Below are 23,327 nucleotides of genomic sequence, written 5' to 3' on the forward strand. Positions count from 1 at the left end.
GATGACTCCCTCCCCTACTACACGTAGGGGAGGGAGTTGGTTCATGCGACCGCTATGCGGCTTTGTAGTGTGCGTGATCGATGTCTGCGCAGCCCAAACCAACAAGCGTCGTGCGCAGCGCTTCATCGAGCGGCGTATAAGGCTTGCCGCCTAGAAACGTGACAAGTTTGGAGTCATCCATCTGGATCGGCGTCTTCCACAAGTACCGCATCTTGAGCGTCTCCCGCAGCGTCTCGTTGAACGGCGCAATCAAGGAGATCATCCACCACGGAAAGCGACGCAGCGCGATCTGCGAATTGTCCGCGGCGCGGCGTATCGCATCGGTCATGGCGTGACCGTCCAGCCAGTAACCGCCGAAATGGAACTGGTCGAATGCCTTCAAATCGTGTTCGCGTTCAAGCAAACGCACCATCGTTTCCGCCACATCCGGCAAGTATGCCCATGCATGCTTGTGCGCGTATTCGGCGGGATAGCGAACCGTTTTCACGGGCTTCCCTATGCTGAGCAATCCCTGCGAAAGCCAGTTGTTGCCAGGATGCGGGCCGAAGAAATCGCCGCAACGCAGAATCAGGGTGCGCACGCCCTCGCGCGCGGCATCGGCAAGGCGGCGTTCCATGTCGACGCGGATCTCGCCTTTGCGCGTGTGCGGATGCTGCGGCGAATCTTCGCGCAGCGACGGAAACGCATCGGGGCCGTAGTTGTAGATCGTGCCGGGCAGTACGATGCGCGCACCGGTCGCTTTGGCGGCGGCGATGGTGTTGTCGAGCATCGGCATCACCAGTTTGTCCCATTGACGGTAGCCAGGTGGATTCACTGCGTGCACGATCACGTCCACGCCCTGTGCCGCCGCGAGCACGTCGGCGCGCTGCATGGCGTCGCCTTGCACCCATTCCATGCCGTCGCGCTCGCTAGGCGCGCTGCGCGCCAGGGCGCGAACTTGCCAACCGTGACGCTTCAGCGCCAGGCAGGCCTCGCGGCCGATGCCGCCGTTGGCGCCGATAACCAATGCAGTTTTGGATGTACGCATGACCGTGTCTCCGTGGAAGTTGTGCACATTCTGGGCGTCGCGCGGATCAAAGAAAATTGCCTAATAACGTTGATCTGTTATACAAATATGTATGGCTAACGAAGAGCCCGGCTGGGAGTTGTACCGATCCTTCCTCGCGGTGATGCGCGAAGGAAGTCTGTCCGGCGCGGCGCGCATGCTGGGCATGACGCAGCCGAGCCTCGGCCGGCATATCCGCGAGTTGGAAGAAAGACTCGGCGTTTCGCTGTTTGCCCGTTCTCCGCAAGGTCTGTCGCCGACCGACCTCGCGCACGCCTTGATGCCGCACGCGCAAGCGATGGCGTCGGCGTCGGCCGCGTTGCGGCGCGCTGCTACCACGCGTCACGATGCGATGTCCGGTGTGGTGCGCATCACGGCCAGCGACGTGATCGGCGTGGAAGTGCTGCCACCGATGCTAACCGCGTTTCGCAAGATGCATCCGGGTGCAGTCATCGAACTGTCGCTCTCGAACCAGATGGAAAACCTGCTGCGTCGTGATGCCGATATCGCCGTGCGCATGGGGCGTCCCGTGCAGGATGCGTTGGTGGCGCGCCGCATCGGCAATATTCCGTTGGGCATTTACGCGCACAAACGTTACTTGGAAGCGCATGGCCATCCGAAGACGATGGCGGATCTCTCCTCGCATGCGTTGATCGGATTCGATCGCGAAACGCCGTATATCCGCAGTATGCGACCCGCAGGCCTGCCTTATACGCGCGAGCTGTTCGCGCTGCGCACAGACAACGATCTCGCCATGCTGGCGATGTTGCGCGCCGGTTATGGCATTGGTTTTTGCCAGAGCGGTATCGCGCAGCGCGATCCGAATCTGGTGCGGCTGCTGGCAGACAGCTTTGAACTCAATATGGATACGTGGTTGGCGATGCACGAGGATCTGCGCCGCAATGCTTTGACGCGCGCGTTGTACGACCACCTCGCAGCCGCGCTGATTGCGTATGCGCAGCCCGGTTCTCCGTCAAAGAAAAAGCGCGGCACATCGCGCACGCTTCGATCTGCAACGAAACGTTGAAAGCGCGTGCGGACTAGACTTTACGCATGAACGAAGCCAGCCCACTCAACCGTTATCAGTTGGCCGAGCTGGGCGCGATGCTGGCCGAGCCGGCGCGCGCTGCAATGCTGCTTGCGCTGATGGATGGCACCATGCGGCCCGCGGGTGAATTGGCGAACGTCGCGGGCGTCAGCGCGGCCACCGCCAGTGCGCATCTGAAGCGCTTGCTCGACGGCGGCCTGCTTGGTCTGCATGAGCAAGGGCGCCACCGCTATTACCGTTTGGCAAGTGACGATGTTGCGGCTTGGCTGGAAGCGATGGCGTTGCCTCATGCGACGCGCGTTGTGCCCAAATCCAGTCCGCGCGATGCGGCGCTGTGCCGTGCGCGGACGTGCTATCGCCATCTTGCGGGGCAGCTGGGCGTGGCGCTGTGCGAAGCCTGGCTGCAACGCGGTTGGTTGCGTGCTGAAAGCGAAGGCATGTGTCTGCTGCCGCCGGCGGCGGACGCTTTGGTGCAGGCCGGTTGGCAGGCGAGTTCGACGCAACGTTTGTTGCATTTGCGCGGGCGCGGCTGTCTGGATTGGACGGAGCGCCGTCTTCATCTTGGCGGTGCGCTCGGCGTTGCGATCACGAGTGCGATGCTCGATGCCGGATGGCTGCGACAGGCGCAACGCAATCGCGCGTTGTTGCCGACGGCGGATGGCTTGCGTCGACTCGCCGATCTCGGCGTTCGCATCGAGCATTGAAGCAGGCAGGTTAGCGGGGGTTCATGCATGTCGATGCGTCTTCACGAAGCGCACGCAAGCGGGCGAACGGTTGGATCGTGCAAATGTGAAGTCGCAGTGCATGCTTCAAGACAAAAGCTTGCGGCTAACTTGCTAAGAGCGCCGTCGCGATTGCCGCTTCATGTCGCCGAAGCGAGCGAATTGGAGAATTGTGCGTGAACGGCAAAGTGCGCGCGCCTTCAAAGCGATAGTCGACGACTTGATACACAAGGAAATTTTGTGCGCGCTTCGACCACACGCGGCATCGCGCGCGACGAACGGTCGATTGAAGATGCACGTGGCGCGTCGTGAATTCCTTGTGTTCGCGTCCTCTGCAAAACAATCACGTTGACGCATTATTTTTCGCTGGCTACTTTCGAAAACATTCGCCACACGGACCTCGGCGAGTGATTCCTTGACGGCGCACAGTGGCAAGGGGATGCGTCGTTCGAGCGTTGCATTCGGCACTGCCCGCAAAGGGAGCGAGGGGGGAGCAGCAGAGCGCCGAAGCTCGCGGGGATCGTGGGGATTCCACCGTTCCAATCCGCGTCGCGTGTGTGCGCGACATCACTGTCGTGAGGTTCGTGCGACCTCATCGGGTTCGTGCGCCCTCAACATTCCTGGGGAGTGAGATATGTCTAGTCGTTTTCGTTCCAAGGCCATGCTGATTGCATTGGGCCTGGTCGCGGTCAACGCTGCTTACGTGCAAGCGGCGCCGCTATCGGACGCAGGCAATCCGGCTGCGGCGAGTTCCGCCGCCATGGTCAACCTGCATCCGGCCGCCAGCTTGCGCAGTGGCGACCAAGTGATGGGGCCGCTGGCCTTTTCGCAGCCGATGCATGTCGTTGTGACGCTGAAGCTGCGCAACGAGCAGCAACTCGACAACTACATCGCCAAACCCGGCTTCAAGCCGCTGACCTCCGCGCAATTCAATGCGCAATACGCGCCCACCGCAGAGCAAGCGCAAGCCGTGGTCGATTACTTGACCAAGGCCGGCTTCAGCAACGTCAAGATCGCTCCCAATCGCGCGTTGGTGGAAGCCGACGGTCACGCCGATTCCGCGCAGACCGCGTTCAATACGACCTTTGTGCATGTGAAAACGAAGGAAGGTCGCGACGCGTACGCCAACAACAGCGCCGTGCAGATTCCCGGCAGTTTGCAGGGTGTCGTCAAATCGGTGCTCGGCATGCAGAACGTGCATGTGGCGCATGTGTTCGCCAAGCGGCTCAATCCGAACGTCGTGCACACGCATAACGTGACGCCGTTCGCGACGGGTTCGGCGGTGGGGCATGCACCTTCCGATTTTCCGTCGATCTATGGCGCTAGCAGCATGGCGAACGTGACGTCCGTGCCGATTGGTTCCGTAGCCGAAGGCAGCATGACCAATATCTCCAGCGATTTGGCGGCGACGTATCCGAACGTATCGATCAGTTACAAGGGCAATACCAGTGGCAGCGACACCAGCGGCGACGGCGAGTGGGATCTGGATAGCCAGGACATCATCGCGTTCACCAACGTGTCGCAATATACGTTCTACGTGGCGACTGATTTGACCGATGCGAGTCTCGCCACCGACTACAACCTGATCGTGTCGGACAACAACTTGAAGGCCATCGACGTTTCGCTGGGCGAATGCGAAACCGATGCGCAGTCGAGCGGCGCTGCCGCATCGAACGACACCACCTTCAAGCAGGCCGTTGCACAAGGTCAGACTTTCTTCGTTTCCGCCGGCGATTCCGGCGCGGACGAATGCGGTAATGGCGGCGTGACGCCAAGCTGGCCGGCGAGTTCGCAATACGTGACGGCCGTGGGCGGTACGGAGGTTTACACCAGCCCTAACACCACGTGGCAGAGCGAAACGGTGTGGAACAACCTCAACGAAAGCGAAGGCGCGACCGGCGGCAGCCCCAGCACCTTCGAGCCGATTCCGAGCTGGCAGAAGGGCGTGGCGGGCGTCACCAACCAAACGTATCGCGGCGTGCCCGATATCGCGTTCGACGCCAGTCCCGATAGCGGCGCACTGGTGTATGTCGACGGCCAAGCCAATCAGCAGATCGGCGGCACCAGCCTTGCAGCGCCGCTCGCGGTGGGCATGTGGGCGCGCGTGTTGCAAGCCAATGGCACGAGCCTCGGCTTTGCATCGCCCGTGATCTACAAAGTGGCCCAGTCGTCGGCGAGCAACTATGCCGCAGCGTTCCACGACGTGACGTCCGGCAACAACAGCGGCGAAAACGCAGCCACCGGTTGGGATTACACCACCGGCTGGGGCAGCGCGATCGTCAGCCAGTTCAGCAGTCTGGCAGGTGGCGGCACGTCGACGGGTGGCTCGCCGGTTGCAGCCTTCACCGATAGCGTGAGCGGCTTAGCCGTAAACTTCACCAACACCTCCACCGATACTGGCGGCACCATCAACGCCTATGCGTGGACGTTCGGCGATGGCGGCACGTCGACCGCCGCAAGCCCGAGTCACACCTACACGGCTGCGGGCACGTACACCGTTACGCTCAAAGTGACCGACAACACAGGCGCGACCAACAGCGTCAGTCATTCCGTCACGGTGAGCAGCGGTGGCGGCGGTGGATCGGTGCAAGTGATCGCCAATCCGGACTTCACTAACGGGACGTCGTGGACGGCGAGCTCGGGCGTGTTGTGCAGCAGCCAGAGCAGCAGCGCGGATTACTGCACGGGCGAAAGCCCGTATACCGGCAGCTGGTTTATGTGGCTGGACGGCTATAGCGTCGCGCATACGGATACGTTGTCGCAGTCGGTGACGATTCCGTCCGGCCATACCGCGGCGACGTTGACCTATCAGCTGCATATCGACACCACGCAAACCTCCTCGTCGGCGATCGATACGCTGAAAGTGCAAGCGATCAGCGGCGGCGTCACCACCACGTTGGCGACGTACTCCAACCTCAACGCCAATTCGGCCTATACCGGATATTCGGTAAACGTTGCTTCGTATATCGGCAAGACCTTCACCTTGAAGTTCACCGGTACGCAGCATGGCACCGGCGGCGCCGAAACCTCGTTCGTGGTGGGCGAGGTGAAGTTGAACGCGCAGTAAGCATCACTTCAAGGATGACCCCGCGCAGGGACGCGCAACCTATGCGCAGTTAGCGCGGCAACTTCGGCGAGTTGTCATTCCGCAGCGTGCAGGGGATGACAGCTCGCCCTTTTTTGCACTAATTGGGTGGGCTTACACCGCGTGTGAGCAACGCCACAGCGTGTCGGGCGATATCTTCCGGCGTGAGTTTTTGTTTCGCCGGATCGTTGTTCCAGGATTTCGAGGCGACCAGCGGCAACACAATAAGGCCGAAGATAGATACGAACAGCAGCGACGGCTCGATATCCGGATTGATGCGACCTTGTTTTTGCCAGCGCGCAAGAACATCGATTACGGCTTGATACTGCGGCTTGCCGTGGCGCTTATGGATGCGCTCGCGAAGAATGCCGTTATCGCTGATCACTTCGCGCATCCACAGGGCGGGAAACCACGGATGATGCGTGGCGGTGTGCATCAATTGCTCCGCCAGATTGGTAATTACTTTTACAGGATCGTCGACATCGACCTTGAACGCTTCACCGATGGCGAGGCGTTGCGGCTGAATGCGTTCGTCGATCAAGACATCCAGCAACTGATCGCGTGACTTGAAGTAGTAGTGCACCATCGCCGGCGTGACGCCGGCTTCGCGCGCGATCGCAGACAGCGTCGTTTCGGCGATGCCTTGTCGTGCGAACAGCTTCATCGCCGCACCGAGCAGGCGATTGCGTTGTTCCACTTTGTTGACCGAGCCTGACGGGCGTCCCGGACGGCGGGCGGCCGTTTTTTTGCGCAACGTCGTTTTCGGTGTGCGCGATGCGGGCTTATCGGCTTGCTGAAGAGCCATCGAGGCGACCATTGACTGAACTGACCAGTGCACTATATATTAATTAACTCGTCAATTAATTACAAACGGCCTGAACATGAGCGCCGATTCCGCTCTGCATAACGAAACCGCGCATTCCTTCGAAGGGATCGAGCCGCAGCGCGCGCCGTCGCCGCAGCCGGAACATCCGCCGATCCGGCTGTTGTTCTCGGCGCTGATGCTGGTGATGCTGCTGGCGGCGTTGGATCAAACCATCGTCTCTACCGCCTTGCCGACCATCGTTGGCGAATTGGGCGGTCTGGAACGTCTTTCGTGGGTGGTGACGGCGTATCTGCTCACGTCGACCATCGTGGTGCCGCTGTACGGCAAGCTGGGCGATCTATTCGGCCGAAAGATCGTATTGCAGGCGGCGATCGTGGTGTTTCTGGTCGGTTCGGCGCTCTGCGGTCTGGCGCAGAACATGATGGAGCTCATCCTGATGCGTGCGTTGCAAGGATTGGGCGGCGGCGGATTGCTCGTAGTGACGATGGCGGCCATCGGCGATGTGATTCCGCCTGCCGAACGCGGACGGTTTCAAGGTATGTTCGGCGCCATTTACGGGCTGGCGACGGTGATCGGGCCGTTGATCGGCGGCTTTCTGGTCGAGCACCTTTCGTGGCGCTGGATTTTCTATATCAACCTGCCGCTAGGCTTGGTGGCGCTGTCGGTAATCGGCGCGGTGTTCAGACCGCATGTCGCACACGTCAAGCATCAAATCGACTATATGGGCGCCGCATTTCTGGCGACCGCGCTCACGTGCGTGGTGTTGTTTACCACGCAGGGCGGCGTGATTCTGCCGTGGTCGTCGGGGCAGTTGTGGTTCACGCTGGTGTTTGGCGTAGTGGCGTTGGGCGGATTTGTTTACGAGGAGCGTCACGCGTCCGAACCGATCATTCCGCTGGCGCTGTTCAAGGAACGAACGTTTCTGCTTTGCTGCCTAGTTGGTTTCATCATCGGCATGTCGATGTTCGGCGCGATGACGTTTTTACCGCTCTACTTGCAAGTGGTGAAATATTCCACGCCGTCGCAAGCGGGTATGCAGCTGTTGCCGATGATGTTGGGTCTTACGGTGAGCTCGATTGCGAGCGGGCGCATCATCAGTCGCATCGGTCGCTATCGCATCTTTCCGATTACGGGCACGCTGTTGTCGTGCATCGCCATGGGTTTGCTGGGCACGTTGAGCAACGATACGCCTATTGGCTATCTGTACCTCTACATCTGCCTGCTCGGCATGGGGCTGGGTATGGTGATGCAAGTGCTGATACTTGCCGTGCAGAACAACGTGCATATCAAACACATGGGCGTGGCGACATCCGCCACCACGTTGTTCCGCTCTATCGGCGGCTCGATCGGCGTGGCGGCGTTCGGCGCGCTGTTTGCGAATGGTCTGCATGCGCGACTGGATGCGATGCTTCCGCAAGGCACGGTGCTACCGCATTCGCTGGGGCCGGACAGCGTGCATCTGCTACCCGATGCGGTCCGTGCGAACTACTTGAACGCCTTCGGCAGCGCCTTGCACACAATGTACGACATCGCCGCCGTCGTGATGCTGCTGGCGTTTGCGTTGACCTGGTTGCTGGAAGACGTGCCGCTGCGCAAGCGGCACTGATTCACCACTGCGTGCGGCCGGGTAGCAGGCCTTTCAGTTCCGCATCGGTAAGATTGCGCCACTGGCCCGGTTTCAGATGGCCGAGCTTGACGTTGATGATGCGCACGCGGCGCAGCTGCGTGACGCGGTAACCGAACTCCGTCGCCATCAGGCGGATCTGTCGATTCAACCCCTGCGTCAGCACGATACCAAAGCCGAACTTGGCGATCTTGCGCGTGCGGCAGGGTTTGGTCATCTGCCCGTGGATGCGCACGCCGCGCGCCATGCCGGCGAGGAATTCGTCGGTCACGGGTTTGTTGACCGCGACCAGGTATTCCTTCTCGTGATGATTTTCCGCGCGCAGAATTTCGTTGACGATATCGCCGTTGCTGGTGAGCAAGATCAAACCTTCGGAATCTTTGTCCAGGCGTCCAATCGGAAAGATGCGTTCCTGGTGGTCGACATAGTCGATGATGTTGCCGTCCACGCTCTGGTCGGTGGTGCAGGTGATGCCCACCGGTTTGTTCAGCGCGATATAGACGGCGCGTTTGGCCGACGGTGTGGTGCCGAGAATGCGCGCATGCACGATCTCGCCATCGACACGCACCTCGTCGCCCTCCAGCGCCTTGGCGCCAGTGCTCACCACTTCGCCGTTGATGGTGACGCGCCCGGCCAGCAGCAGCTCGTCCGCTTCACGGCGCGAGCACAAACCCGCTTCGCTGATGTACTTGTTGACGCGCATCGTTCAGCAGATCACGAACGCAGACCCACGCCGCGCTTGAGCAGATTCAGCGCGATTGCGGACAAACCGATCACAAACATCAACATCACGCCGAAGGCGATCCCGACCTGCACGTCGCTGATGCCGAGCACGCCGTAGCGGAACGCATTGACCATGTAGAGAATCGGATTGACGCGCGAAATCGACTGCCATGGCTCGCTCAGCATGCTGACCGAATAGAATACGCCGCCCAGGTACGTGAGCGGGGTGAGCACGAAGGTCGGCACCAGCGCGATATCGTCGAATTTCTTCGCGTAGATCGCATTGACGAAACCGGCCAACGAAAAAATCGTCGCTCCGAACAGCACCGAAAGAAACGTAACCAGCGGATGCGCAATCTGCAGATGCGTGAAAAGCAAAGCGATCAATAAAACCAGCACGCCGACTACCAAACCGCGCGTGACGGCGCCGGTGACGTAACCAAGCAGGATTACCCAGTTCGACATCGGCGACACCAACATCTCTTCCACCGAACGCTGGAATTTCGCGCCGAAGAACGAGCTGGAGATATTGCCGTAGCTGTTGGTGATGATGCTCATCATCACCAGGCCCGGCACGATGTATTGCATATAGCTGAAGCCACCCTGGATCGTGCCAATGCGGCTGCCGATCAGCTTGCCGAAGATCACGAAGTACAAGGTCATCGTGATCGCCGGCGGAATCAGCGTCTGCGTCCAGATGCGCATGATGCGCACGATTTCGCGGCGGACGATGGTGTAAAGCGCAACGAGATTGCCCGAATTACTCACGCGACTTTCTCCTTGGCCGGTTCCTGTCTGCCGTTTTCGACGAGTCGCACGAACAACTCCTCCAGGCGATTGGTTTTATTGCGCATGGACGTGACCGTAATGCCATGCGTGCTGAAGGTGTCGAACAAGGCGTTCATCGCCTGCGTGCGGGGCATTTCCGCTTCCAGCGTGTGATCGTCGACGCGGCGGAAGGTAATGCCGGGCAGGGATGGCAGTGCGTTCGGCAGATTGGTGACGTCGAACACGAAGGTTTCCACGTCCAGTTTCGACAGCAACTGCTTCATCGTGGTGTTCTCCACGATGTTGCCGTGATCGATGATCGCGATATTGCGGCAGAGCTGTTCGGCTTCTTCTAGATAATGCGTGGTGAGAATCACCGTGGTGCCGGCGGCGTTGATGCCGCTGATGAACTGCCACATCGAGCGGCGAATTTCGATATCGACGCCCGCGGTGGGTTCGTCCAGGATCAACAGGCGCGGTTCGTTCATCATGGCGCGCGCGATCATCAGGCGTCGCTTCATACCGCCCGAAAGCATGCGCGCCTGGTCCTGCGCCTTTTCCCACAGGCGCAATTCCTTGAGGTACTTCTCCGCGCGCTCGGCGGCGATCTTGCGCGGGATGCCGTAGAAGCCGGCTTCGTTGACGCAGATATCGAACGGCTTTTCGAATTGGTTGAAGTTGATTTCCTGCGGCACCAGGCCGATCAGCTTCATCGCTTCATTGCGGCGCTTGTTCACCGACACGCCGAAAATCTGCGCGTCGCCCTCGGTGGAATTCACCAGCGAGGAGAGAATGCCGATCAGCGTGGATTTGCCGGCGCCGTTGGGGCCCAGCAAGGCGAAAAAATCGCCGGGCTGTACCGTCAGATTGACGCCTTTAAGCGCCTGAACGCCGTTACCGTAGGTTTTCTTGAGATTTTCGACGACAAGTGCGGGAGTGGGGGACATGGGCTGCACCGATGGGTCTAGCCCTCTATTATAGCGGGCCTTGTCCCGACGACCGGATCGGCCGGGCGTACTCACCGTTTCTCCCTGGATACCCGCATGGCCGACCACTTCACCCTACGCCTCGCCGACAGCCGCATGCTGGCGCCTTCCGTGCGCCATCTGGTGTTCGAGCGGGTCGACGGACAGCCGCTGGCCTTTATCCCGGGCCAGTTCCTGCAGATCCATTTCCACTACGACGACGGCGCCGCCACCAAGCGGAGCTACTCCATTGCCACCGTCGGCGACGGCCATGCGCCGGTGCAGCAGATCGAAATCGCGGTGAGCTACGTGGACGGCGGCGCCGCGACCAAGCTTCTGAGCGAACTGGAGATCGGCGGCACCATCGAGGCGAGCGGTCCGTACGGACGCTTCTGCCTGCAGGATGCCGACGCGCATCCGCGTTATGTGTTGATGGCTACTGGCACCGGCGTCACGCCGTATCGCGCGATGTTGCCGTTGTTCGAAAAGCTGCTCGCCAAAGGCGATCGCGAAGTGGTGCTGCTCTACGGCGCGCGCAACGAAACCGAGCTGTTGTACGGCGAAGAATTCGAAGCATTCGCGCAGACGCATCCTGGTTTCACGTTCTACGGATGCCTCAGCCGTCAGCCGCGCGCGGTGCCGCGGCCCAACGATCGTCCAGGCCACGTGCAAAGCGTGCTTCAAGAATTGCAGCCCGCCGCCGAAAGAGATATCGCGTATTTGTGCGGCAATCCGAACATGGTCGACGCTGCGTTCAACGCTTTGAAGGAATGCGGCCTGCCGATTCCGCAGATCCGCCGCGAGAAGTACATCTCGTCTCGCTGACGCTTGGCGTATGAAAGTTTTTCATTAGATCTAAAGCGCGTCGAAATATTGCCGATAAGGAAAGTGCGCGAGATGACACGTCGCGTAAGCGTCATCACCATGACGCATCGGTCCCAAGAGAAAGCCTTTCCGTGACGGTTCAACTGCCCTTGAACCGACGGATCGAAACGCCTCCCGGTTCCGATGACGATCGCGACAAATAACCAACGCGTCTCGCTCGCCGAATATGCGAACGTAAGCAATTGTTTTACAGAGAATTCACCTGACCGACACAAATGCAGTGAAAACCGACGCGCGCGAGTCTTTTGACGGTCGATTCTCATAAAGAGTGTGACGCACTTCGCAATTCCATAACCCTGCCCGGCGGAGGCTCTTAAGGCCGGCGCACCGCAGCCGATTGGTGCCTTCAGGTACCCGCGAAACGCGTGGGGCCGGTGGAGGGCAGCACTATGCGTGCACAACGGTGGTTGGTTTTGACGAGTTGCTCGGTCGCGATGTTGTTCGCGTCTTCGGCCGTGCGGGCGAGTGGCGGCGGAAACATCGAGGGCGGGACCATTACCTTTGTCGGTGCGGTCGTGGAGCCGACATGCAGTGCTGTTGTTACACCCAGCGAGATGAATCAGGTTTTCAACGCTGCTCAAACGCACCGGCCTATTGAACGGAACTGCTTAGAGCCAACGACCGCGGGCGTCGTAACGGACGCGTACCGCCCTTACGATATTGAAGTCGTGCATCTGTCCAACGCGGAGCCCGATCACGTACTCAGATACTTTGCCGGCTATGTCCGTGCAGCTCAGCCAGGATCGGCGGACCCCGTGTTGATGACGCAGACCTACGACTGACACGGCGTATTTATCGGGACGCAGCTTCGAAAACTTAAGCGTCCATTTGCGCATAACAGATTTGTGCACGAAGTCCGCGCGATGGCGATGGGCTGTGCAGGAACGTTACGATTTTTCGACGCGCCGGTCAGTGCGCTGAAGATATACAGCCGCCTCTGACACGAGCAAGTCATTCTGTTTACGACGAGCGGCTTGCGCCAGATGCTATCGAGCGCCTGAAGTGCCGCTCGCTGCCGCGTGGCGGCCACTCATCGACAACGCGGGCTACGCAAATAGTGTGAACAGGCCCTATGGCAACCGTTCAAATTTGACTTGTTTTGACATGGCGGCAGGGCGCCGTCGTCGGGTTGTCCTTTGTCGCCGAACCTTGGAAGCATGCGGGAGCACCGTTTCCTCTTACCGAGGGCGTGTTGACCGCGTGGCTTGGGTTTGTCGACGATGCAGGGGCCCCCGATTGAATGACGGAAGCATTCGTTGGTGCTTTGTTGATACGGGGCGCGGGTTTTGCGTGTGACGCCGCTTGTGCATGAACCGCGCTGACAAACACCATGCTGATGGCAAATACGACGAGTTTGTTCATGGAGTTCACCAGAATGGAAAGAGTGGCGGCGGTGTGATTGCTGGTTGGATTTTACGCGGGTCTTTAGCCCCCGCGACGAAAAGACGACGGCCGTTGTTTATTGGTACAGCAGCGTGAAGGTCGCCGATGCTTGCAGCGTGCCCGGGGTGATGGTTCCAGTCCGGTAGTAGCGTGCAAAGTACGAAATGTTGCTGGACCCCGTGGCTATCGTGCCGACTGTTTGCTGCGTACCGAACGTCACCGGATTGCTGGACTGGTTGAGTACCTGCACGCCCACGCCCGCGCTGCTGCCGCCGGTCGGCGTCAGCACACCTTGAATGCCGGAGGCGGTGCCGTTGTAGTCCAGCTGAATGGACAACGTCGCGCCCGCTGCTCCGCTTGGGCAGTTCAACGCTATCGCGAAAGGCGTGGTGCCTGCGGTAGCGCCAACGCTTCCCAGCGACGCGCTGCTGATGGACGGCAGCGTGACGTTGACCGGATTAGCGGTCACCGAGCACGACGGGTTGATGACGAGGGTGACCGAATTGGCCAGGGAGAAAGCGACGATCTGCGCTGTAGAGGTTGCGCCACCGTTGCCGAGTGCCTGCCACTGCCAATATCCAAGCACGCCGGCCGGAACCGTGCTGTTGCTGATGGGTCCGGTGACGACAAGGCTGAGTTGCGTCGTGACGCTGAACTGGTAGGCCGTCGTTCCGTCAGGGCAATTCCAAGCCTGCTGCCCGTTCTTATAAGTGCAACCGCGCAGACCTGTATTCAAGCTGGAATTGGGCCAGGAATATTCGGTCGTGCCGCCGCGCACGATCTCGTACGAGATACCGGGAATGCCGGTCGGATAGGTGCCCACGCCAGCCCCCGGCGTCGTGCCCACGTTGTTGACGATGCCGTAAGGGACAGTGCCGGCGCAGTCGTAAACCGGCACAGGATTGGTCTGTGTGACCGATGATGTCGCCAATACGGTGCCAATCGGTGTGTTGGCGGAGACCGTTATCGTCGACGGCAAGCTGAAATTGGTAGTTCCTTGCGTGGCCGGCGAACTGCCATCCAACATGCAACCGCTCGTCTGTGCGTCCACCTTGCCCATGGGCGCCAGGATGAGCACCAACAACATCAGTAACCATCCGCACCAGCTTAGATGTCGGTGATGAGCGCAGTGCAGTCGATGCGAGACGGCTTGTGTCATGACGGTCTCCGCAATGCAATAGCAGCATCCGCTTTCACAAAACGGTGAACGGTGGTTCCGGCTGCGCAAGCGAATCCGTATTTCATACGTTTCATTGCCCCTGCTCGCCCGTCATGGCCATGGTAGGCGACGCCATCGAGCAGGTCACATTGATCTCCTCGACACGCGTTTGTTTGTTTTTAGCGTGGTCCGCAAGCTTGTAGGGGAACGAACAAGAATGGTTGGCACCGCTGTTATCCTGCCAGCGCGCTGTCAACTGGCCGGCTGATCCAACGCCGCGCAGCAGGATTTGTCCGGCCTGACCGACCACACCCATCGCGGCCCCTTTGTCGTCGAACACCTCGGCGCCAAAAGGCAAAGCCACGCCATTTTCGAGGCGCGCCTGCACAATCAACATGCGGCCGCTATGCGTCTTGAACTTCATCATCACCACCGCGCCGGCGTGGGGCACGACCTGCGTGCTGGTGGCATCGAGCTGGACATTCAGTGGCAATCCCTTGGGATCGATCTGGATGGTGTTGAGCTGGTAAGGCATCAGGTACGGCACCACCGCGTAGCCGAAACGATCGACGCGCGCACCGGGTGAATTGGTCAAGCGTGCACCGGCGGCACCCGGCAGATAGACGATGCCAACCGTGTCGCCGATCGGCTGGCCGAACGTAACGCCACCTGGATGCGCAATCACGGAACCGCTCACGCTGACCGATGCTTGCGAATAGCCGCCGCCGTCGCCGTAGCTGGCATTGAATACCGCGAACGGACTGCGATAGCCCACGTTCACTGAGCCTGCGTTTCCACCACCGTCACCGGTGTGTGTCGCGGTGGCGCCATAGTTGAACTGGTTGTCGCTGCCCAACGTACCGTTCAACATCGCCTGCGTTTGCGAACCCGTCTCCTGGTCGTGGCTGAGGTTCAGCATAAAGGTCGGCGAATGTTCGCTGTGACCCAGCGGCAGCGAGAAACTCACAAAATACTGGTTGTCGTAACGGCCGAGCGGATCCACCGAACGCGTCGCGGAGATGCCGTAGCTGATCTGATGGAAATGGTTGTTGTAGCCGACTTGGAACTGTGTGTCGTTACCATGCTGGTTCCAATAATTGCTGGCCGTTACGTTGGCGTAGATGGAGCCACCGATTTTCCCCAGCGGTTGGCTGAGCGAAAGCGTGAAATTGCTGCGCTGACGCTGCACTCCCGTCGTCGAAAGAATCGGATTGGTGGTGAAGTCACTTCCTGCGAGCGCAGCCTGCTGGGCGGGCGTCAGCAGATTTTGGTCCGACAGATTCGATTGCGGCACGACATCGAAGGCATTGATGCCTTCGCGCGCGTACTGGCGCGCTTGTTCGGCCTGGGTCAGGCTGAGAAAGCCGCCCGTCGAATAGCGATAGGCGGCGACCGACAGCGCTGTCTGCGTCGACGTCATGATTTTGCTGTACGTGACGCGCACGCTCTGGCCGGACTGCGTCGAATAGCCGGGGATGTGCGCGTTTGCCTGGGTGATGTCCATCCCAAACGCGCCGAAGTGTGTGTCGATCGCGGCGCCCGCCAGCACAGCGCCGTAGCCTTGCGAACCCACGATGCCGGCATAGCCCGTCAACAGATTGTTGAAGCCGTGTTGGACAGTGGCTTGAACCACAGCCGGCTTAGCGTGGATCGTCGCGTTTCGCAACTCGCCGGCGGCGATGTCGAAGCGCGTGACGCCGGGACGTATAAGTTGCGCGAGCGACGCGTACGGCACGGTGAAGGTCGTTGTGCGGCCATCAGCTTCGGTCACCGTGACCAGCAGGTTGCCGCCATATCCGGTCGGGTAGAGGTCGTTGAGCGCAAACGGGCCAGGCGACACGGTGGTTTCGTAGAGCACTACGCCGTTCTGCCGCACAGTGACCTTGGCGTTGGTCTGGGCCACGCCGTGCACCACAGGCGCATAGCCCTGCAAGGATTGCGGCAGCATGCGATCGTCGGTACCGAGCTGTATGCCGCGGATACCGTAACTGTCGAAAACCGCGCCATCGGTGTAACTGTCTCCGATCGTCAGTTGCGCGCGCAGCGAGGGCAGATCGCGCTGCACATAGGCATCGATGTTTTGCCACTGGCGACGCGACGGTGTACCGGCGGCGCCGGACTGCCAATTGACGGTAGCGTCTTCGCGCAAATGCCAGGGGCCGAGATTGATGCCGGTGTTCAAGCCCAGATATGAGGTGGTCTGGCTCTGGCCTTCGGAGGCGGTGTGGTAGCTGTTGAAGTTGTAATTCAGCAGCGCGGCCGGCACGCCGGCATCCCAGTACTCCGGACTCACGTAACCGCGCGCCATTTGGCCGAGATACGCCTGCGGCACGCTGGTGTCCAGGCGCAGCTGCGTCATGTCGAATGCCATGGTCGCGCCAGGGATCAGGCTGCTCAAGCTAACGCAGGCTTTCGGATCGCTCAGGCGAGCCTTGGCTTCATCGGACAGATTGGTCAGATGCAGCTTCAACTGGTTGAGCATCTCGCTGTCAACGCACGGCGTTGCGCTGGCATTGGCCGATGCAGCCGCGAAGCGCACGTCGCTGCGTCCGACCCAGACATTGTTGAGATAGATGTCGGTGTTGTAGCTGCCCGGCAGCACCGGATTGCCATGCTCGAAGCGCGACAGATCGGTGGTGTTCTGGCCGGAACCGGACAGCATGCTGCGGTCGAAGTCGGCATAGCCTCCGTTCGCGCTGGCATCCGCGCCGTTGGCGGCCGCGCTGGCCGATGCATCGGCCAATGCCGCAGCGGGTGCCGCAGCGGCGCACGTCCAACTGCTCAGCGCCGCGGCAATTCCCACGCACAGCAAAACCTGGCGGCACACACCATGCTTAGGCGCAGAAGCTACGCCGCGCGATGTGCGCCGATTCGTCACGGAGCCACGCTACCTTTGAAGGCAGTGACGCCGCCAAAGTCGTTGACGATGGTGTAGGCGATGGCGGTGCCCGTTGCCGGCGCCGATGCCAATCCTTTGATCTGCAGGCGCAAGGTGCCTAGCGGGTCGATCATGCCGGTGTCGGCGCTGTACGGCTTGCCATCAACATCCAGCGACAGCTTGACGATGGTGACGTGATAAGGCGTGGGGTTATGCACTTCCAACGCATAGCCGCCTGCGTTGGCGACGGCTTTCCACGTCACCTGTGCAGGGGCCTTGGCCGGATCGCCAGCCAAACCGGCCGGACGATAGAAAAATTTGAGCCGCGAACGAATCGCGAACTGAAGGGTGTTCTTGCCTTCGAATTGCGTACCGCTTGGCTTGGGCGGCACTTCCAGCACGTTGAGCCAGAACAGCGATTCGCGATCGCTGGGCAAGTGCGGATTTGTGGCGATGATGCGCAGATCCTGATCTTTGTGCTCTTCCATGCGGAACAGCGGCGGTGTGATCAGAAACGGCACATTGACCTTGTCCGGAGTGGAGTTGGCGTCGCCATCGTCGATCCACGCTTCGACCAACGCAGGATGGGTGTTGTCGTTGGACAGCCGCACGGTGACTTCGCCTTCCTGCGCGGGAAATACCACGCGCGTACCGGCAATCAGCACGCTCGCGTTGGCGCTGACGGCGGTCAAGGAAAGCGCTATCAAGGCTGCGCGGGCTGCGCAGAGCAGGCTTTTCATCGAGGTGTCCTGTACAGGGTCAATGCGGCGCCGCAAACAGTGATGGAGTGCTGCGACCACGACGCATGGCCGCAGCACCCTGGCGCCGAACTTAGTTGTAGGTCAGCGTGAAGTTGACCGACGAAGTCACGAGGCCTGCCGTGGTGGTCGTGGCCGTCGAGATGTACTGAGCCGTGAGCGCGGCAGTGCCTGCGCCGCTGGTCAGGGTGATCTTGGGTGCGTTGGCCTGCGTGTTGGTGTTGACGACGCTGGCGCCGCTGAGCAGCTGAATCTCGACGTTCGAGTTGTTGCTCGTGAGCGAGTTCTTCAGGTTGCCCGACGTGGTATCAACGTTGGTGCCGCTGAAGGCCATCTGTGCGGTCGAAATATTCGTGTCGCAACCGGTCAACGCAACGTTGAAGTTGGTTGCACCGGCGACGGTGTTTGCCGCGCCGCCAAACGCCGACACCATCACCGGCGGCAAGGTCACCGTGGAGCCGCCATTGACGTTGACGGTGCAGGTGTCCGCGAACACCTTGCCGGAGAAGTTGATGGTGCCGGTGGAGGCCGCGAGGGCCGAAGTCGAGGCGAACGCTGCGATGCCGAAGCCGGCGATCACTGCAGCGGTCATGAGGGTCTTCTTCATTGCGATTTTCCTTGTTTTGCTTGTCTAGGTAAGGTTGCAGCGTTCGGTAAAGCACTAGCGGTAGGCCGGGCGTTTCCCCGCCCCTAACGAGCAGACCCACGCCTTGCTTCCCAAAGGAGCAACATTCAGGCCAAAGCGTGATCCCCGTCACATTGCCAGGAAAGCAGGGCAAATTTCTATACATCCCCTACACAATTCAATAACTTTTCCCTACTTAACACTCGGAAAAAGTGTGAATCAGTTCTCCAAATCCCCTGGGGTGCCTGTCAAAAAGTGACGTGATTGGTCAGCAGACTGGACCAGGCGCATCTTTTTGGCGTTCGGCTGTAAAGGAAGCTTGACATCTCCATTTCGACAGGAATAGGCTTATGTAAAGGGTGCTTTACATCCGATTTCTGGAGGGGAAATGGATCGTCATTACGCCATCGGATTCGTTCGATTTGGCATCGGCGCGGGTCGACTGTTTCTGTCGGCCGTTTGAGTAGGCGTGCGATGACAAAACTTTCACAAAAGCAATACGAGCGGCGTGTGCTCATCGCGATGGGCATGTACACCGCCTACATGCTGCTGGCGTGGCCGCTGGTGCGCGCGACGAACAGCGTCGCGGTGAAGTGCTTGCTGGCGCTCGTGCCTGTGCTGCCGATGATTTACGTGATTGCGATGCTCGCGCGGCGCATTCGCGCCAGCGATGAGTTGGAGCGTTATACGCATCTCATCGGTTTGGGCATCGCCACCGCGGTTGTCGGCGTACTGAGTCTGGTCGGCGGCTTTCTAAGCATCGCCGGCGTGATGAAGGTGGACGGCTCGGTTTTGATCTGGGTTTTTCCCGTGCTGATGCTCAGCTATGGCTTGGCGCGCTGGCGAGTGACGCGTTCTTATGGCGGGAGTCTGTCCTGCGAAAGCGAGTCGGCGCTTCCGAAATATGCACGGTTTCTGCTCGCCGGCGTGACGGTGTTGCTGCTTGCGTGGCTCAGTCGATCGTCGCTGGATGCGCTGCGCCTGGGCATTTTGTGTGGTGCGGGTGGGTGCTTTCTCGTGTTCGGCGCGGTGTATGGCGTCATCTATTGGCGCCGCGGCCCGAAGGGCGAGCGCGGCGATGAGTAACTGCATGCGAAGCCTTGCGCGCGTCATGCGAGTGCACGCGATCTCATGAACAACGTCGTACGTGAATTGCGCAGCGAACGCGGGTGGTCGCAGGCCGACCTCGCGCAGAAGCTGGATGTCTCGCGGCAAACCATCAACGCCATCGAGACAGGGAAATACGATCCGAGTTTGCCGCTGGCATTCAAGATCGCGCGCTTATTCGGTTTGCCGATCGAAATGATTTTCGTGCCCGAAGGGGAGTGAGGGACACATGGCCATAAAAGGAAGAACGGTTTTACGCATCGCTATCGCCGTGATAGCTGCCAGTTACCTGGGCTATCAATACTTGCATCGCGCCGATAAGCCGGCGACAGCTGCGAGCGCCGCATCGCCGATTGCGCCGCCCGTTGAAACCAAGGAACCGTCGCAACCTGCGCGCATCTGGCGTCGTGGATCGCTTACGTTCAAATCGTGCGAACTGGGACGCCCTGGAAGCGGCGCAACGACGCAGGCATGGTGCACTACATTCGACGTGCCCGAAAATCGCGACGATCCGCATAGCCGACGCATCGGCTTGCGATTGGCGATCGCACGCAGCGATGCGCAAGTGCCCGCATCGGATATGGCGGTACTGCTTTCGGGTGGGCCGGGTGAAGCGGCGACGGAATCCTGGGTGCTCGAAGCGGGTGCTTTTGCGGACGTGCGCAAACATCGCGATGTGGTGTTGCTTGATCAACGCGGTACCGGCGGCTCCAATCCGTTGAGCTGCGAAAACGCGGAAAAAAATGCGGAAAAAGACGCCGACGATAGCGCGCTTACGTTGGATCTGAACAAGCTCCGCAAGGCGGTCGCCACGTGCTTGGACGAAGTGCGTGAAAAAGCCGATCCGCGTTTCTACACGACCACCATCGCCGCGCAGGATCTGGAAGATGTGCGCAAGGCGCTGGGATCGCCGCAATTCGATCTGATCGGCGTGTCGTACGGCACGCGCATGGCGCAGCAATATCTCAAGCATTATCCCGATAGCGTGCGCAGCGTGGTGCTCGATTCGGTGGTGCCGAATCAGGTGATTTTCGGCGAAGACTTCGCGATCAATCTCGATAACGCACTGAAGAAAGATTTCGCCAGTTGCATGGCGGTTGCGGCTTGCAAACAGCATTTCGGCGATTCCATGCAGACGCTTTATCAGCTCCGTGACGCGTTGCGCGCCAATCCGCATAACGTCAGTTTTCGCGATCCGGAAACCTACGAAACCGTGGTTCGCCCGCTGACCGAATACTCGCTGGCCAGCGTCGTGCGCATGTTTGCCTATCAGCCCGAAACGGCGGCGCTGTTGCCGCTGTCGATCAACGCGGCCGCGCATGGCGATGTCGGTCCGCTGCTGGGACAAGCCAAATTGTTGAGCGGCGATCTGAGCGGCGACATGAACAGCGGCATGTCGATGAGCGTGATCTGTAGCGAAGACGCCGATCTGTTGCAACCCAGGCCTCAGGACCAGAACACCATCCTCAGCAATCACTTGATGGATGCGATCAAGGCGCAATGCGATGTGTGGCCGCACGGCACGCGTCCCGCCGATTTCCATGCGCCGCTGAAAAGCGACAAACCGATCTTGATGCTGTCCGGCGAATTCGATCCGGTCACGCCGCCGGAATACGGCGCGCAAATTCTTCCCGGTCTTACGAATGGGCGGCAGCTGGTTTTCAAGGGGCAGGGGCATTCGTTGTTGCCGCGCGGCTGCATGCCGCAATTGCTGGGCAAGTACATCGACAAACCCGATCCCAAACAACTCGACGCCAGTTGCCTGGACAAATTAGGCGATACGCCTGCGTTTATCGACTTCAATGGAGCCTCGCCATGATCGAAGTAAAGGATTTGCGCAAATATTTTGGCGACGTAAAAGCCGTGGACGGCGTGAGCTTCACCGCGCGCGACGGCGAAATCACCGGCTTGCTCGGGCCGAATGGCGCCGGCAAAACCACCACGCTGCGCATGCTGTACACGTTGATGCAACCGGATAATGGCCAAGTATTGGTCGACGGCATTGACGTAGCGCGGGATGCGCAAGCGGTGCGTCGCCAGCTTGGCGTGCTGCCCGATGCGCGTGGCTTGTACAAGCGGCTCACCGCGCGCGAGAACATCGACTACTTCGCGCGCTTGCAAGGCATGAGCGACGCGCTGCTTCGCACGCGCCGCGAAGATCTGATTAAAGCCCTGGACATGGCCGATATCGCCGATCGTCGCACCGAAGGTTTCTCGCAAGGGCAACGCGTCAAGACGGCGATTGCGCGCGCGCTGGTTCATGATCCGCGTAACGTGATTCTGGACGAACCGACCAACGGCCTGGATGTGATGGCGACGCGCGGCTTGCGCCAATTCATGCGCCATCTGAAAGAAGAAGGGCGATGCGTGCTGTTTTCCAGCCACATCATGCAAGAGGTGGCCGCGCTATGCGATCGCATCGTGGTGATCGCGCACGGTCGCGTGGTGGCTGACGAAACGCCGGATGCATTGCGCGCGCAAACCGGCGAGGCGAATTTGGAGGATGCCTTCGTGAAGATCATCGGCAGCGAAGAGGGGTTGGCCGCATGAAAACGTCGCTAACCGTCTTCTTCAAGGAAGTCAGGGAAAACCTGCGCGACAAGCGCACCATCACCAGCGCGCTGATTTACGGGCCGCTGATCGGGCCGCTGATTTTCGTGATGATCATCAATACGGTGATTACGCGGGAACTCAACAAGGCCGACCAACCCATCAAAGTGCCGGTGATCGGTGCGCAATATGCGCCAAACATGATCGATGCCCTTAAGCAACAAGGCCTGGTGCCGCAGCCGGCAGTTGCCGATCCGGAAGCGGCTGTACGCAATCAAGATGCGGACGTGGTGCTGCGCATTCCGGCCGATTTCGGCGCATCCTGGCGCAAGGGCCAGACCTCGCAGGTGGAGTTGATTTACGACTCCTCGCAGCGCGATACCGGCAGTTCCGTCGATCGCGTGCGGCGCATGGTGGAAACCTATACGCGTCATCAGGCGGCGATGCGCTTGGTCGCGCGGGGACTGGCCCCGACCATGATGGCGCCGGTATCGGTGGACGATCGCGATCAATCCACGCCGCAATCGCGAGCGGGGCAGTTGTTCGCCATCATGCCGTACTTCTTCGTGCTGACGATTTTCATGGGCGGCATGTATCTGGCGATCGACCTCACGGCGGGCGAACGCGAGCGGCAATCGTTGGAGCCGTTGTTCGCCAATCCGGTGGCGCGCTGGAAAATTCTGTTGGGCAAACTCGGCGCGATTTGCGTGTTTTCGTTGTGCAGCTTGTTGATCAGCGTGATTGCCTTCGGCGTGTGCGGTAACTTCCTTCCTACCGAGCGTCTTGGCATGGTGTTGAACCTAGGGCCTTCGTTCGCCGGCCAGGTTTTGCTGATCATGTTGCCGCTGGTAGTTCTGCTTGCATCATTGCAAACGTTGGTCGCGGCGTTCGCAAAAAGCTATCGCGAGGCGCAGACCTATCTGTCGATTCTGATGATGGTGCCAGCGTTGCCTTCGGTGCTACTGAGCGTGATGCCGGTTAAGGTGTCCAACTGGATGTTCGACGTGCCGCTGCTCGGGCAGCAGGTTGGCATTACGCAATTGTTGCGCGGCGAGTCGCTGACGGCGATGCAAGTTTCCCACTGTGTTGTGTCGGGTTTGCTGGTGGCGGCCGTCGCGACGCTGATTACGGCGTGGGTTTATCGCTCGGAGCGCCTTGCGATTTCGTCGTAAGCCG

General features: G+C 60.0%; 21 protein-coding genes. 11 read left to right on the forward strand and 10 right to left on the reverse strand.

The annotated features are described in order from the left end of the window. Window positions 1–52: 52 nt before the first annotated feature. Complete coding sequence (locus tag L0U79_RS05035; protein WP_233840787.1) at window positions 53–1,027, reverse strand: NAD-dependent epimerase/dehydratase family protein; 975 nt, start codon at window positions 1,025–1,027, stop codon at window positions 53–55. A 91-nt stretch (window positions 1,028–1,118) separates the two neighbouring features. Here L0U79_RS05035 and L0U79_RS05040 point away from each other — a divergent pair, with 91 nt between their 5' ends. From L0U79_RS05040 to L0U79_RS05050, 3 genes are all read left to right on the forward strand, one after another. Further along, a complete protein-coding gene (locus L0U79_RS05040; protein ID WP_233840788.1) occupies window positions 1,119–2,072 on the forward strand; it encodes a LysR family transcriptional regulator in 954 nt (317 codons plus the stop codon). Window positions 2,073–2,098: 26 nt separating this feature from the next. Next, on the forward strand, window positions 2,099–2,797 hold the full coding sequence (locus L0U79_RS05045; protein ID WP_233840789.1) for a helix-turn-helix transcriptional regulator: 699 nt from the start codon (window positions 2,099–2,101) through the stop codon (window positions 2,795–2,797). Between the two features lie 652 nt (window positions 2,798–3,449). Then, entirely contained in the window at window positions 3,450–5,882 is a 2,433-nt protein-coding gene (locus L0U79_RS05050) for a protease pro-enzyme activation domain-containing protein (protein WP_233840790.1), read from the forward strand. 118 nt (window positions 5,883–6,000) lie between these two features. On the opposite strand, the gene L0U79_RS05055 is transcribed toward L0U79_RS05050, so the two are convergent. Continuing rightward, window positions 6,001–6,705, reverse strand: coding sequence for a TetR/AcrR family transcriptional regulator (locus tag L0U79_RS05055; protein ID WP_233840791.1), 705 nt, complete (start codon window positions 6,703–6,705; stop codon window positions 6,001–6,003). Between the two features lie 76 nt (window positions 6,706–6,781). Here L0U79_RS05055 and L0U79_RS05060 point away from each other — a divergent pair, with 76 nt between their 5' ends. Next, window positions 6,782–8,332: an MDR family MFS transporter gene (locus L0U79_RS05060; RefSeq protein WP_233840792.1), complete on the forward strand. Its 1,551-nt coding sequence runs from the start codon at window positions 6,782–6,784 to the stop codon at window positions 8,330–8,332. Between the two features lies 1 nt (window position 8,333). Here L0U79_RS05060 and L0U79_RS05065 read toward each other — a convergent pair whose 3' ends face one another. Genes L0U79_RS05065 through L0U79_RS05075 form a run of 3 tightly spaced genes read right to left on the reverse strand, consistent with a single transcriptional unit; the run spans window position 8,334 to window position 10,788 of the window. Beyond that, window positions 8,334–9,053: a pseudouridine synthase gene (locus L0U79_RS05065; protein WP_233840793.1), complete on the reverse strand. Its 720-nt coding sequence runs from the start codon at window positions 9,051–9,053 to the stop codon at window positions 8,334–8,336. A gap of 11 nt (window positions 9,054–9,064) precedes the next feature. Continuing rightward, on the reverse strand, window positions 9,065–9,841 hold the full coding sequence (locus L0U79_RS05070) for an ABC transporter permease (RefSeq protein ID WP_233840794.1): 777 nt from the start codon (window positions 9,839–9,841) through the stop codon (window positions 9,065–9,067). Continuing rightward, window positions 9,838–10,788, reverse strand: coding sequence for an ABC transporter ATP-binding protein (locus L0U79_RS05075; protein ID WP_233840795.1), 951 nt, complete (start codon window positions 10,786–10,788; stop codon window positions 9,838–9,840). The genes L0U79_RS05070 and L0U79_RS05075 overlap by 4 nt, the downstream gene beginning before the upstream one ends. 96 nt (window positions 10,789–10,884) lie before the next feature. On the opposite strand from L0U79_RS05075, the gene L0U79_RS05080 reads away from it, so the two are divergent. Further along, window positions 10,885–11,631, forward strand: coding sequence for an FAD-binding oxidoreductase (locus L0U79_RS05080; protein WP_233840796.1), 747 nt, complete (start codon window positions 10,885–10,887; stop codon window positions 11,629–11,631). A gap of 449 nt (window positions 11,632–12,080) precedes the next feature. Beyond that, the gene (locus tag L0U79_RS05085) at window positions 12,081–12,473 is read left to right on the forward strand and encodes a hypothetical protein (RefSeq protein ID WP_233840797.1); all 393 of its coding nucleotides are present in this window, start codon (window positions 12,081–12,083) and stop codon (window positions 12,471–12,473) included. A gap of 301 nt (window positions 12,474–12,774) precedes the next feature. Here the strand turns inward: L0U79_RS05085 and L0U79_RS05090 are convergent, their stop codons facing one another. The 5 genes from L0U79_RS05090 to L0U79_RS05110 all read right to left on the reverse strand — a co-directional run bounded on the left by L0U79_RS05090 (window position 12,775) and on the right by L0U79_RS05110 (window position 18,476). Then, complete coding sequence (locus L0U79_RS05090; RefSeq protein ID WP_233840798.1) at window positions 12,775–13,053, reverse strand: hypothetical protein; 279 nt, start codon at window positions 13,051–13,053, stop codon at window positions 12,775–12,777. A 97-nt stretch (window positions 13,054–13,150) separates the two neighbouring features. Further along, window positions 13,151–14,233, reverse strand: a complete 1,083-nt coding sequence (locus L0U79_RS05095; protein WP_233840799.1) for a fimbrial protein — start codon at window positions 14,231–14,233, stop codon at window positions 13,151–13,153. A 91-nt stretch (window positions 14,234–14,324) separates the two neighbouring features. Further along, a complete protein-coding gene (locus tag L0U79_RS05100) occupies window positions 14,325–17,036 on the reverse strand; it encodes a fimbria/pilus outer membrane usher protein (RefSeq protein ID WP_233840800.1) in 2,712 nt (903 codons plus the stop codon). 71 nt (window positions 17,037–17,107) lie between these two features. Then, window positions 17,108–17,851, reverse strand: a complete 744-nt coding sequence (locus L0U79_RS05105; protein WP_233840801.1) for a fimbria/pilus periplasmic chaperone — start codon at window positions 17,849–17,851, stop codon at window positions 17,108–17,110. A gap of 91 nt (window positions 17,852–17,942) precedes the next feature. After that, window positions 17,943–18,476 carry a hypothetical protein gene (locus L0U79_RS05110; protein WP_233840802.1) on the reverse strand — a complete coding sequence of 178 codons (534 nt, stop codon included), beginning with the start codon at window positions 18,474–18,476 and terminating at the stop codon, window positions 17,943–17,945. 492 nt (window positions 18,477–18,968) lie between these two features. Here L0U79_RS05110 and L0U79_RS05115 point away from each other — a divergent pair, with 492 nt between their 5' ends. From L0U79_RS05115 to L0U79_RS05135, 5 genes are read left to right on the forward strand one after another with little or no spacing between them, the layout of a single operon-like run. After that, window positions 18,969–19,580, forward strand: coding sequence for a hypothetical protein (locus tag L0U79_RS05115; protein ID WP_233840803.1), 612 nt, complete (start codon window positions 18,969–18,971; stop codon window positions 19,578–19,580). A 45-nt stretch (window positions 19,581–19,625) separates the two neighbouring features. After that, window positions 19,626–19,823, forward strand: a complete 198-nt coding sequence (locus tag L0U79_RS05120) for a helix-turn-helix transcriptional regulator (protein ID WP_233840804.1) — start codon at window positions 19,626–19,628, stop codon at window positions 19,821–19,823. 7 nt (window positions 19,824–19,830) lie between these two features. After that, a complete protein-coding gene (locus L0U79_RS05125) occupies window positions 19,831–21,420 on the forward strand; it encodes an alpha/beta hydrolase (protein ID WP_233840805.1) in 1,590 nt (529 codons plus the stop codon). After that, window positions 21,417–22,151 carry an ATP-binding cassette domain-containing protein gene (locus L0U79_RS05130; RefSeq protein WP_233840806.1) on the forward strand — a complete coding sequence of 245 codons (735 nt, stop codon included), beginning with the start codon at window positions 21,417–21,419 and terminating at the stop codon, window positions 22,149–22,151. The genes L0U79_RS05125 and L0U79_RS05130 overlap by 4 nt, the downstream gene beginning before the upstream one ends. Next, entirely contained in the window at window positions 22,148–23,323 is a 1,176-nt protein-coding gene (locus L0U79_RS05135) for an ABC transporter permease (RefSeq protein WP_233840807.1), read from the forward strand. The genes L0U79_RS05130 and L0U79_RS05135 overlap by 4 nt, the downstream gene beginning before the upstream one ends. Window positions 23,324–23,327 lie beyond the last annotated feature (4 nt).

Origin of the sequence: Dyella sp. 2HG41-7 (assembly GCF_021390675.1) — a bacterium.
Classification (GTDB): Bacteria; Pseudomonadota; Gammaproteobacteria; order Xanthomonadales; family Rhodanobacteraceae; genus Dyella_B.

Coding starts and splice junctions, on each gene's coding strand:
- L0U79_RS05035 (WP_233840787.1), bottom strand. CDS start 1,027: ATGCGTACATCCAAAACTGCATTGGTTATCGGCGCCAACGGCGGCATC.
- L0U79_RS05040 (WP_233840788.1), top strand. CDS start 1,119: ATGGCTAACGAAGAGCCCGGCTGGGAGTTGTACCGATCCTTCCTCGCG.
- L0U79_RS05045 (WP_233840789.1), top strand. CDS start 2,099: ATGAACGAAGCCAGCCCACTCAACCGTTATCAGTTGGCCGAGCTGGGC.
- L0U79_RS05050 (WP_233840790.1), top strand. CDS start 3,450: ATGTCTAGTCGTTTTCGTTCCAAGGCCATGCTGATTGCATTGGGCCTG.
- L0U79_RS05055 (WP_233840791.1), bottom strand. CDS start 6,705: ATGGCTCTTCAGCAAGCCGATAAGCCCGCATCGCGCACACCGAAAACG.
- L0U79_RS05060 (WP_233840792.1), top strand. CDS start 6,782: ATGAGCGCCGATTCCGCTCTGCATAACGAAACCGCGCATTCCTTCGAA.
- L0U79_RS05065 (WP_233840793.1), bottom strand. CDS start 9,053: ATGCGCGTCAACAAGTACATCAGCGAAGCGGGTTTGTGCTCGCGCCGT.
- L0U79_RS05075 (WP_233840795.1), bottom strand. CDS start 10,788: ATGTCCCCCACTCCCGCACTTGTCGTCGAAAATCTCAAGAAAACCTAC.
- L0U79_RS05080 (WP_233840796.1), top strand. CDS start 10,885: ATGGCCGACCACTTCACCCTACGCCTCGCCGACAGCCGCATGCTGGCG.
- L0U79_RS05085 (WP_233840797.1), top strand. CDS start 12,081: ATGCGTGCACAACGGTGGTTGGTTTTGACGAGTTGCTCGGTCGCGATG.
- L0U79_RS05090 (WP_233840798.1), bottom strand. CDS start 13,053: ATGAACAAACTCGTCGTATTTGCCATCAGCATGGTGTTTGTCAGCGCG.
- L0U79_RS05095 (WP_233840799.1), bottom strand. CDS start 14,233: ATGACACAAGCCGTCTCGCATCGACTGCACTGCGCTCATCACCGACAT.
- L0U79_RS05105 (WP_233840801.1), bottom strand. CDS start 17,851: ATGAAAAGCCTGCTCTGCGCAGCCCGCGCAGCCTTGATAGCGCTTTCC.
- L0U79_RS05110 (WP_233840802.1), bottom strand. CDS start 18,476: ATGAAGAAGACCCTCATGACCGCTGCAGTGATCGCCGGCTTCGGCATC.
- L0U79_RS05115 (WP_233840803.1), top strand. CDS start 18,969: ATGACAAAACTTTCACAAAAGCAATACGAGCGGCGTGTGCTCATCGCG.
- L0U79_RS05120 (WP_233840804.1), top strand. CDS start 19,626: ATGAACAACGTCGTACGTGAATTGCGCAGCGAACGCGGGTGGTCGCAG.
- L0U79_RS05125 (WP_233840805.1), top strand. CDS start 19,831: ATGGCCATAAAAGGAAGAACGGTTTTACGCATCGCTATCGCCGTGATA.
- L0U79_RS05130 (WP_233840806.1), top strand. CDS start 21,417: ATGATCGAAGTAAAGGATTTGCGCAAATATTTTGGCGACGTAAAAGCC.
- L0U79_RS05135 (WP_233840807.1), top strand. CDS start 22,148: ATGAAAACGTCGCTAACCGTCTTCTTCAAGGAAGTCAGGGAAAACCTG.